Source organism: Nitrosomonas sp. (assembly GCF_043753625.1).
Taxonomy (GTDB): Bacteria; Pseudomonadota; Gammaproteobacteria; order Burkholderiales; family Nitrosomonadaceae; genus Nitrosomonas.
This window is the reverse complement of sequence record NZ_JAYUWI010000111.1, coordinates 1-10,922: the sequence shown is the minus strand read 5'-3', so window position 1 is coordinate 10,922 and position 10,922 is coordinate 1. Positions and strand designations below refer to the sequence as shown.

The window sequence follows — 10,922 nt, the reverse complement described above, 5'->3', positions numbered from 1 at the left end:
TAGGGTCTGTTGACATTTCACATAGGTAGCCACAGATATCCACAAGCCATGGCAACCATACTTTCGTAATTTCTTTTCAGTTTGTCATATCGTGTTGCCACTGCGCGATACTGCTTTAATCGTGCAAAAGCGTTTTCCACCAAATGCCGATATTTATACAACCCCCAATCCATGTCTGCATTACCTTTCAATGAATTGCACTTTCTTGGTATTACTGGCCTAGCCCCCTTCTTTGTTATCTGCTCCCGTATACAATCACTGTCATAGCCTTTGTCCGCTACAATCGCTTCCGCATCAGGTAACCTGGCAATCAAATCGGGCGCTGCAGAACAATCATTGACTTCTCCACCGGTGATCTCAAACTCAACTGGCAAACCATAACTATCAACCACCAGGTGAATCTTTGTGGTATTTCCTGCACGGCTTTTACCAATGGCCTGCGGCTTCTTGCCGACCGCTCCCGCACTATGCTGATGCGCTTTAACGTAGCTGCCATCAATAAATTCCCACTCACAATCCGGGTCAATGATCAACACCTTGAAAATCCTGCTCCATTTGTTACTTAATGACCACGCATTGAATCTTTTGTAGACGGAATTCCAACATCCAAAAGCCTTCGGCAAGTCTCGCCACGGGCAACCAACTCGCATTCGATACAGCATGCCTTCTATCGTCATGCGCAAATTACGCTTGTTATAAATGGCTTCTTGAAGCAGAATCTTCTCTAGCTTCGACCAGAACTCATCACTGAGCATCAATCGGGGCATCGCAAACTTGTTTTATTGGTGTTATAGGAATACCTATATTACAAGTTTGTTTCTATTTATTAAATAGTTATCTTAAAATGTCAACAGGCCCTAGGCAAACAGAAAATACTGGTGATATTTGGTTATATAGTGCTATTAAACCAACCGAAGAAGCAAAAAGATTTCATGAAGCAAGACGAGTGCTAGCCAAGTATTGGGATAAATGGCCATCGTTGGTAGGTTTTAAGTTCATTCGGGAGAGATATACCACTCGACGAGAAATTATTCTTTTTTTGGCTTGGTTAGAACTTGCACTCGCCCAATGGACCCGAATGGGTGGAATGCATAAGCAGGAGTTGTTCAAATTAGCTTTAAAGTTTGATAAATTGAAATAACTGGAAATCTATAGAGTAATGACTATTTTGTTTAGCCCGGTAGGGCGCAATCAATATTGCGCCGAATGAAAACCATCCGGTGTAATGCGCTTTGCTTATTACACCCTACATTAAAACCGAAAGCCGTAAAAATGGAGTTACGCCAATGAAAATTCACGAGTATCAAGCAAAAGAGATTCTGCGGAAATATGGGGTTGTCACGCCGAAAGGCATTGCGTGTTTCAGTGTTGACGAAGCCGTGAGCGCTGCGCAGCAACTGGGTGGTGAGGTGTGGGCGGTGAAGGCGCAGATTTATGCCGGCGGGCGGGGTAAGGGTGGCGGAGTGAAAGTGGGTAGGTCGTTGGATGAAGTGCGGCAACGTGCGGGGGAGATTTTGGGCATGCGGCTAGTGACGCATCAGACCGGCCCGGAAGGGCAAATCGTACACCGGCTTTTTATCGAACAGGGCGTGTCTATCGAGAAAGAATTTTATGTCGGCATGGTGGTGGATCGTGGCCGTCAGCGCGTGTGCCTGATGGCAAGCTCGGAAGGCGGCATGGAGATCGAAAAAGTCGCGGCTGAAACACCGGAGAAGATTCATAAAGTGTTTATTGATCCGATTGCGGGGCTCAGTCAGCAGCAAGCCGAGGAAGTTGCATTAAAAATCGGCATTCCTGCGCAAAGTGTGCCGCAAGCAATCACGTTGTTGCAAGGTCTATACCAGGCTTTTGATGACACTGATTCTTCATTGCTGGAAATTAATCCGCTGACGTTAACTGCTGAGAAACAGGTGATCGCGCTCGACGCCAAAATAAATTTTGACGACAACGCTTTATTTCGTCATCCGGAAATCGTTGCGCTACGTGATCTGGATGAAGAAGATCCGGTTGAGATTGAGGCATCCAAACACGAGTTATCGTATATTCCATTGGACGGCAACATCGGTTGTCTGGTAAATGGCGCGGGGCTGGCGATGGCAACGATGGATATTATTAAGTTATATGGTGGCAATCCTGCGAATTTCCTCGATGTCGGCGGCGGCGCAACGGCTGAGAAAGTGACCGAGGCGTTTAAGTTGATGCTGCGAAATCCCAAGTTGCAAGCGATTCTGGTGAATATTTTCGGCGGCATCATGAAATGCGATGTGATTGCGCAAGGTGTAGTGGCTGCAGCGCGCGAGGTGCAGTTGACCGTGCCGTTGGTAGTGCGCCTGGAAGGCACCAATGTGGATCTCGGGAAAAAAATTCTCGCCGATTCCGGTTTGACAATCATCTCGGCGGAAAATATGGCCGATGCGGCGCAGAAAGCGGTCAGCGCGGCCAAGACCAAGTCATCGTCGTGTGGTTGTCAGTGTCAGTCATAAAAGGAGAGTCGTGCCATGTCCATTCTGATTAATCGCAACAGCCGCGTGATGACGCAGGGTATTACCGGTAAAACCGGGCAATTTCATACGCGCATGTGCCGTGAGTATGCAAACGGCAAGGAATGTTTTGTCGCTGGCGTGAATCCACGCAAACCCGGAGAGGATTTTGAAGGCATACCTGTTTATGCGTCGGTGAAGGAAGCCAAACAGCAGACCGGCGCGAACGTTTCGGTCATTTATGTGCCGCCGCCTTTTGCCGCAGCGGCGATAGATGAAGCCGTCGAGGCCGAGCTGGATCTGGTGATTTGCATCACTGAAGGCATCCCGGTGCGCGATATGCTCCGCACGCGTTACAAAATGCAGGGTAAGAAAACCCGGCTGATCGGCCCAAATTGCCCGGGAATCATCACGCCGGATGAACTCAAGATCGGCATCATGCCGGGTTACATTCATAAAAAAGGCCGCATCGGCGTGGTTTCGCGTTCGGGTACATTGACCTATGAAGCCGTGGCGCAATTGATGGCTCTGGGGTTGGGGCAATCCACCTGCATCGGGATCGGCGGCGATCCGGTGAATGGGTTGAAACACCTTGATGTGATGCAATTGTTCAATGATGATGACGAAACCGATGCCGTACTGATGGTCGGTGAAATCGGCGGTACCGATGAGGAGGATTGCGCGCGCTGGGTGAAAGAGAACATGCGAAAACCAGTCGTCGGATTTATCGCCGGCGTGACCGCACCACCCGGTAAGCGCATGGGACATGCCGGGGCGATTATTTCAGGCGGCAAGGGAACGGCGCAAGAAAAACTGGAAGTGATGGAATCCTGCGGGATTAAGGTCACCCATAATCCGGCTGAAATGGGAAAGTTATTGAAATCGGTTTTATAATTTAATCTTTTCAACAACTATCAAAGGTGCTATGCATGCGTTATCGTTTATCGTTTTTTATCATTTTAGTGGTGTTAGTCGTTTCTGCTTGTAGCGGAGTGCCGGAGAAACAACAACTTCCCGCCAGAAAACCTGAACGTCCGGCAGGTCCGTTACCGGAAAGCGCGAAACCGAAATACAACTTAACGGGTTATCCGATAAACACACAGCAAGGTTATATTGATGGTTGTGAAACTGCCAAAAGAACCAGCTGGGCGTTTAAAGACCTGAATCGGTATCAGAAAGATGACCAATACCGGATGGGTTGGGATGACGGATTCTCGATGTGCAATGGGAAGAAATAGTAACTTAAACGGTTGCTCATACGAATGATCCGCATTTGTCTGTATCTCAGTCTGTTCATCCTGCAAATTGCGCTACCGGCTTTTGTATTTTCCAATGAACTGCCCCTTGCCGTTAAACAAAAACTGCTACAAGCTGCCATTCCGGAATCCGCTATCGGTGTGTATGTACATGAGATTGGTGCGAATCAGTCGATTGTGGCGGCTAATGCCGATGCGGCAATGAATCCTGCTTCGGTGATGAAGTTGTTGACAACGTATGCCGGGTTGGAGTTGCTGGGGCCTGCGTACACTTGGCCGACCATACTGTATGCCAATGGAAAAATCACTGATGGTGTTTTACATGGCGACTTGATCATCAAAGGATACGGTGATCCCAAGCTTGATCTGGAAAATTTCTGGTTATTGATTCATCGCTTGCGTCAAACCGGATTGCATGAAATTAAAGGCAATCTGGTATTGGATCATACGCATTATGATATTCCCAATGATGATCCGGGCGAGTTTGACGGGCAGCCTTATCGCACCTACAACATCCTTCCCGAAGCACTGTTGGTGAATTACCGCACGTCCACGATTCATCTGTTTCCTCAACCGGAAAAGAATTTAGTTCGTGTCGTCGTTGATCCATTGCCGGAATCTTTGCAGATACAAAATAACTTGAAGCTTACCCAGGGAGCATGCGGAGATTGGCGCAATTCACTGACGATTGACGCGATAACGGATAAAGATGATAAAAATAACTTTACCGTGGTTCTGAACGGAAGCTTTTCCAAGCAGTGCGGCAAGCAGTCGTATATGTTGAGCTTGCAAGATAGCGCGATCTATACGCGTGATTTATTTAAACGCCTATGGGCGCAGCAGGGTGGTTTGTTTCATGGCAATGTGATCGTAAATCAGACGCCAAAAGGTTTGCCGCCGCTTAAGATTTATCAATCCCCGCCGCTGGCGGATGTCATTCGTGGCATCAACAAATTTAGTAATAATATCGCAGCGCGCCAACTCTATTTGACGCTAGGTACGGGTGAAGCGGTCGCCAATAATTCTCCGGCCACATTGGCAAAATCGGATGCAGCTATCCGGCGTTGGCTGGCAGATAAGCAATTGAGCTTCCTAGAATTGATAGTGGAAAATGGCTCCGGGTTGTCACGGAAGGAACGGATCAGCGCACGGCACATGGGGCAGCTTTTGCTTGCGGCCTTTAAAAGCCCGGTTATGCCGGAGTTTATTTCATCGCTTCCCATTGCGGCAGTGGATGGGACTTTGAAAAATCGTTTTACGGATACCCCGGTGAAGGGGCTGGCGCATATGAAAACAGGTGCCTTAAACGATGTGCGCGCACTGGCGGGTTATTTGTTGGACAAAACGGGGCGACGTGTCATTGTAGTTTTTTTTGTCAATCACGATCAGGCTGGGCAGTCCCGTGTCGCAATGGATACGCTAGTGCATTGGGTTTATAACCGGCAATAATCATTTCCGCATCGATATTAGGCCTATTGATTCCGAGTGCCATTCGGCGTAGAGTTCCAGCTCAGAGTAGATTATCTATTTTGAAGTCAGTTGATTCCCATCAACCCTCGAGGGAGTGCACAATATGATGAATGAATTTAAATCGCTTTCTGTACAGTATCTGACCGGGACTGTGCAGATATCCAAGCCCGCTTCACCAAACTCAGTAACATTGGATTCACCTGCATCTGAAGTAATGACTGATTTGCGTAAATTGCATGCGGCCGTCATCGCACCAAATATCACCATGGAAGTTGCCAATAACTATATGATGCATCGTGGCGTGCGTTCATTGCTTGTTATGAATAGCGATGATTCACTGGCTGGAATTATTACTGCAGGCGATATTCTGGGCGAAAAGCCCATGCGGTTTATTCAAGAAAGAGGGGTTAAGCACAGCGAGATTTTGGTGCGTGACATGATGACGTCGCTTGAAAATCTGGAAGCAATTCCTTTGGAAGAAGTCGCGCATGCGAGAGTTGGCAACATTGCGGCCAGTTTGCGCGAAGCTGATCGTTTGCATCAGCTGGTCATAGATTATGATGCCAGCGGGTTACCTAAAATATGCGGCATTTTCTCCTGGACTCAAATAGAAAAACAACTGGGTACAATTATTCCACGCAATAATGTAGCCAAGAGTTTTGCTGAAATTGAATCCACACTCATCGCGAGCTAGTATAAAAAATAACAAGCCAGTTCATAAATTTTCTTAACTGGCTTGCTTTATTAATCAAAACTATCTAGCAACTACTAAATCTCCAGTCTTTTTAATGTTTCTTCAAAGACCCACAATTCAAAGATCGCATTGTAAAGGCATATCTTGTGAAACCAGATGATTTAATAGATATAACGCCATCGTAACTTCACCTGCTGAGTAATTGGAGCAAATATTCCATGAGTTGCGCAAACACCAGCTAACCTGAATAGATGATAAGAAACCCCCGGAAAGATAACCCCAGTTTCGCAAAAAAATCATGCTCAAGTCGATGACATTCATGTGCATGCTATTTGATATTTACTATCATATAGTTATACATAAATATGGAAAGAATTTCCGGGAACTACTGAGTTCATACATACTTAATTTAGCCTGTGCATCTCATAAGCATCTTGCATTTCTAGCAATCATATGTTTTGCTTATATCCAATAAATTGACTGCGATTTCACACGCTTCCAATGAAACTTTCATCTATTTTCTCTTTAATAAAGCACTCCACCACAAGCAGCGGGTATTACCTGTGTTCTTCAATCTGCTGGTTTTTAACCAGTTGTTGCCTCAAGGGACGAGGAATTGAAGCCGTAGAGGTTAAAATAAATTTTTGTGATTAAACTTATGAATGAAAATTAAATTGGTAACGACAATGAGAAAAAAAATATTTATTGCTTGTCCCTGGACTCCGCTAGGTGGAGGGATGTTTAAAGTGGCTGATTACTTAATTCAGAGTCAAACACCTGAAAAAGCAAACAGCATTCATTACGCTCAATTGGTTCCTTTAGACACCCGAGGTGGTAAACACCCCATTTTCTCAATTTTTTATTTAATTGCCGCGCTTGCGACCTTGCTTTTTTATAGAATCTTAGGACAAGCCGCTGGGATCCACGTCAATATGGCCGAGCGACTTAGTTTTTTTAGAAAAAGCATCGTGATACTGTTTTCTCGGTTGATTGGATTGCCTGTTATTCTGCATTTACATGCAGCCCAACTGCATCACTTTTACGCCAGCTTACCTTCATTCTTAAGAGCATATATCCGTTGGACTTTCTCGAAAGCCTCAAAAGTTATTGTCCTTGGCGAAACAGCCAAGAAATTCGTGATCGCCGATTTAAAAATAGCTCCAGATAAAGTCGAGATTGTTTTAAATGGCGTGCCAGAACCGACCTTCCCCAGAGCGCCCTACTCTGCCACTCATAATAAAACACGCGTAATGTTTTTAGGAAATTTAAGTGAACGTAAGGGAGTATCAGATCTTTTAAACGCAATTGCAAAAAGTCAAGCTTTTCGAGATAGTAAGGCTGAGGCTATTTTTGTGGGTGCTGAAGGGATTGAGTTTTATCAAAATAAGGCCAAGCACCTAGGCATCTCGAATATGGTTCAATTCACAGGTTGGGCCGATCAGAAACAAGCCGCTCAGTGGATGGCTACTGCAGATATATTAGCTTTGCCTTCTTACGATGAAGGACTTCCATTAGTTATTTTAGAAGCCCTAAGTAATCAAGTGGCCATATTGTGTACGCCTGTTGGTGAAATTTCTAACAACCTTAAATCAGACGAAAATTCATTGTTTGTTTCGCCGGGCAATATAGCAGAAATTACACAAGCCCTTGATAAATTAATTTTAGACAAAACTTATCGCGAACATATTGCCGCAAAAGGTCGAGAGCTTTATGAGAAGGGATTTTCGCTAGACTGCTTTTCTGACAGAATTTCTGAAGTTCACCAACGAGTCTTTGGGGTTTCGGCACGCCCTAATGTGACTAAGAAGGGTAACTAAATGATCAAATCTGGAAACTCTATTGAACATAATATTGTAATGGAAACTGATATTTGTATTATCGGCGCAGGTGCAGCAGGCATACCTATGGCGCTTGAGTTTGAACAAACAATTACAAAAGTGCTACTTTTAGAATCCGGTGACTTTAAAGAAGAAAAAAAGACTCAAGATCTTTACAGCGGTTCAGTTAGCAACAAGGCTATGCACAGCCCTCCTGACAAATATCGGCAACGCAGATTTGGTGGTTCTACCACAATATGGGGTGGTCGTTGCGTTCCTTTTGACCCAATCGATTTTGAAAAACGCAGCTATATTCCACATAGTGGCTGGCCCATTAACGTAGACGACTTAGCTGATTTCTATCCAAAAGCCAATAGCTATCTCGAAGCAGGATATTACTGCTACGATGCCAGGAATGCCTTTAATCCAGCACCAAAACCAATGTTTGAAGGTTTTTCAAGTAGTGCTTTCTCTACGGACGGAATTGAACGTTTTTCATGTCCAACTGATCTTGGAAAACGTTATCGAAATTGTTTTGCGCAGTCTAGTAATATTGATTTATTACTTAATGCTAATGTAATAGCAATTGAATTAAATAACCTCGGGACCGAAGTAGATTTTTTACAGGTTGCCACACTAAATGGTAACGCTTTTAAAGTGAAAGCTAAATTTTATGTTTTAGCGATGGGAGGTATTGAAACAACTCGCCTTATGTTGGTCTCTAATAACATACATAAAAATGGTATTGCTAACCACAATGATATTTTAGGTCGCTTTTATATGTGCCATATTGCAGGCAATGTGGGCAGGTTAAAAATTAACGGGGCAACTAATAAAGTACAACATGGCTATGAGATTTCTCCCGAAGGGATCTATTGCCGAAGACGTATTCAATTAACGGCCGAAAAACAAAAAGAACTCGGGGTAAGTAATATGGTGGCTCGTTTACATTTCCCTAAAATTACCGACCCATCGCATAAAAGCGGGATTTTGTCTGGTTTATTTATGGCTAAGAACTTTGTGAGTTATGAATATGGCAAGCGACTCAAAGATGACGAGGAGAACACACTTAAACTCAAAGCTAAACATTTTCTGAATATCTTGACTGACCCCTTTAATACGTTTAAATTTTTACTACACTGGCTTACAAAAAGAACATTAGCTGAACGTAAGTTTCCATCGGTAATTCTACCAAATAAATCTAATCAATTTAGTTTAGAAGTTCATGCTGAGCAAATACCCAACAAAAATAGTCGCATTTACTTAACCAGCGAAAAAGATGCACTGAATATGCCAAAGATTAATGTTGATTGGCAGTATCTTACAGAAGATGTTGAAGCTGTAAAAAGAACCTTAAAATTATTCTCTGAAGAAATCGCCAAAGATGAAATAGGAAATTTTGAATTTGATGCAGATAATTTAGAAACAGAATTAATGCGTTTTGGGGCTTATGGAGGACATCATATTGGTACTACCCGGATGGGAGATGACCCTGAAACAAGCATTGTAAATAAAGATTGCCGAGTACATGGCATAAGTAATCTATATGTTGCCAGCAGCTCAGTTTTTCCAACATCGAGTCAAGCTAATCCTACACTGACCATTACAGCTATAGCACTAAAATTGGCTGCTCATATAAAGACAATGAAATGAAATCCACAGAAATCAAAGTCCTAGTATTAGGTGGCAATGGATTCGTAGGAAATGAAATAGTCCGTCAACTTATGCAAATGAATCATGTAACACCTTTGATCGGTAGCCGGACACTTGGTGACAAGATAGTCCAAGGTGTTGCAGCACTAAAAATTGACAGTACTAATCTTTTAGAATTAAAAGATGGGCTAAAAGGGGTTGATGCTGTAATCAACTGTGTGACAGGTGATGCAACTACCATTACGCAAGGTGCTCAGCTGCTTTGCCACGCAGCCGCACTGAGTGGAATGCCAAAAATTATTCATCTCAGCAGCCAATCAGTCTACGGTACACAAACTGGGATTATTTCAGAAAACACTCCTCTGCACGACGACCTTGGCTGGTATGGTCACGCCAAAATAGCTGCTGAATATGCTATAGAAGATTACGGAAGAAATGGTGGAAAAGCAATTATCTTGCGTCCTGGCTGTATTAGCGGAAAAGATAGTCCACTTTGGACAGAACGCATAATTACTTGGCTAAAACAAGGTAAACTTGGCGACCTTGGGGCTTCTGGCGATGGTTGGTCGAATATTGTCGATGTCGCTGATGTTGCTCAAGCTGCTACAAAAGCACTGAATGTATCTTTACGAGAAGGTGAAGTAAAAATTTTTAACCTATCCGCACCAGACAGCCCAAGATGGAACCAATACTTTGTAGACTTCGGTGTCAGTATCGGTGCAACACCGATTAAAAGAATTAGTAATAGAGCAATAAAACTCGACGCTTACTTATTAGGCATTCCCATCAAAATAATCGAACACATTCTCAAGAAAGTTCATATTAAAGCTACGTGGCTACCTCATGGTATTCCCCCATCTTTATTAAAACTATTCAGACAAGAAATAAAACTTGATAGTACTAAAGCTACCACAGAACTTGAGCTTACATGGACTCCATATCATATTATGTTGCAAAATCAATCCTGCATCACCAAAAATCCCAGATAAGATTTTCACTCTCCCTGAGCTATAGTCAAATCTGGTGTATAGAGAATCAAGCGGTACGATTAGTATTTGAACAGAAAAAAGAGCATGGGTCGAGTGGCCTACAATCAAATCGATCGCATTGAAGATTGGCTGCACAGCGGAAACATTGCGGACTTGGGTAAGGCGGGTGGAGGCCGATCAAGGGATTCGAGCAGGCATGTCGACATCGGATCGGGAAAGACTCAAGGAATTGGAACGAGAGAATCGGGAGTTAAAACGTGCCAACGAGATATTACGGAAGTTACCAAGCAATGACATTATTATATCAATACATATTTTATTCTATAGCATATGTATTTTTTGTGAAATCTATAGAAATATATTGTGGAGTTTTTAAATAGAAATATGTGTTGAAAATGATGATATAGATTGACGCCAGTACCAAATTTTGTCACGCAATTTCTCGATTATTAGGATTTATAAAAGGCTATGTCATCGTTAGTTAGTGGTGGTAATGTAACCCAATGAATTGGAATAAAATTATCAATTAATAGTTTTTGGTTAGCGACTTGTTTATAAATGAT

The 10,922-nt window shown here is 43.5% G+C and carries 10 protein-coding genes and 1 pseudogene; 10 read left to right on the top strand and 1 reads right to left on the bottom strand.

The window, feature by feature from the left end; genetic code table 11:
• Nucleotides 1–17: 17 nt before the first annotated feature.
• Nucleotides 18–767 carry an IS5 family transposase gene (locus ACH10T_RS09405; RefSeq protein ID WP_304906971.1) on the bottom strand — a complete coding sequence of 250 codons (750 nt, stop codon included), beginning with the start codon at nt 765–767 and terminating at the stop codon, nt 18–20.
• Nucleotides 768–844: 77 nt separating this feature from the next.
• Between ACH10T_RS09405 and ACH10T_RS09400 the strand changes: the two genes are divergently transcribed.
• The 10 genes and pseudogenes from ACH10T_RS09400 to ACH10T_RS09355 all read left to right on the top strand — a co-directional run.
• Nucleotides 845–1,141 carry a hypothetical protein gene (locus ACH10T_RS09400; protein ID WP_394809029.1) on the top strand — a complete coding sequence of 99 codons (297 nt, stop codon included), beginning with the start codon at nt 845–847 and terminating at the stop codon, nt 1,139–1,141.
• Between the two features lie 145 nt (nt 1,142–1,286).
• Nucleotides 1,287–2,483, top strand: a complete 1,197-nt coding sequence (gene sucC, locus ACH10T_RS09395) for an ADP-forming succinate--CoA ligase subunit beta (protein WP_394809028.1) — start codon at nt 1,287–1,289, stop codon at nt 2,481–2,483.
• A 15-nt stretch (nt 2,484–2,498) separates the two neighbouring features.
• A complete protein-coding gene (sucD, locus tag ACH10T_RS09390; protein WP_394809027.1) occupies nt 2,499–3,374 on the top strand; it encodes a succinate--CoA ligase subunit alpha in 876 nt (291 codons plus the stop codon).
• A 35-nt stretch (nt 3,375–3,409) separates the two neighbouring features.
• Nucleotides 3,410–3,718, top strand: a complete 309-nt coding sequence (locus tag ACH10T_RS09385) for a hypothetical protein (RefSeq protein WP_394809026.1) — start codon at nt 3,410–3,412, stop codon at nt 3,716–3,718.
• Between the two features lie 24 nt (nt 3,719–3,742).
• Nucleotides 3,743–5,185, top strand: coding sequence for a D-alanyl-D-alanine carboxypeptidase/D-alanyl-D-alanine-endopeptidase (gene dacB, locus ACH10T_RS09380; protein ID WP_394809025.1), 1,443 nt, complete (start codon nt 3,743–3,745; stop codon nt 5,183–5,185).
• A 124-nt stretch (nt 5,186–5,309) separates the two neighbouring features.
• Nucleotides 5,310–5,900 (top strand): CBS domain-containing protein, encoded by a 591-nt coding sequence (locus ACH10T_RS09375; protein WP_394809024.1) that lies wholly within the window; start codon nt 5,310–5,312, stop codon nt 5,898–5,900.
• Nucleotides 5,901–6,586: 686 nt separating this feature from the next.
• Nucleotides 6,587–7,717 (top strand): glycosyltransferase family 4 protein, encoded by a 1,131-nt coding sequence (locus ACH10T_RS09370; RefSeq protein ID WP_394809023.1) that lies wholly within the window; start codon nt 6,587–6,589, stop codon nt 7,715–7,717.
• Complete coding sequence (locus ACH10T_RS09365) at nt 7,718–9,370, top strand: GMC oxidoreductase (protein ID WP_394809022.1); 1,653 nt, start codon at nt 7,718–7,720, stop codon at nt 9,368–9,370.
• The gene (locus tag ACH10T_RS09360; protein WP_394809021.1) at nt 9,367–10,359 is read left to right on the top strand and encodes an NAD-dependent epimerase/dehydratase family protein; all 993 of its coding nucleotides are present in this window, start codon (nt 9,367–9,369) and stop codon (nt 10,357–10,359) included. Before ACH10T_RS09365 ends, ACH10T_RS09360 begins: the two co-directional genes overlap by 4 nt.
• A gap of 14 nt (nt 10,360–10,373) precedes the next feature.
• Nucleotides 10,374–10,639: pseudogene (locus ACH10T_RS09355) on the top strand (transposase); the annotation flags it as partial.
• Between the last annotated feature and the right edge of the window lie 283 nt (nt 10,640–10,922).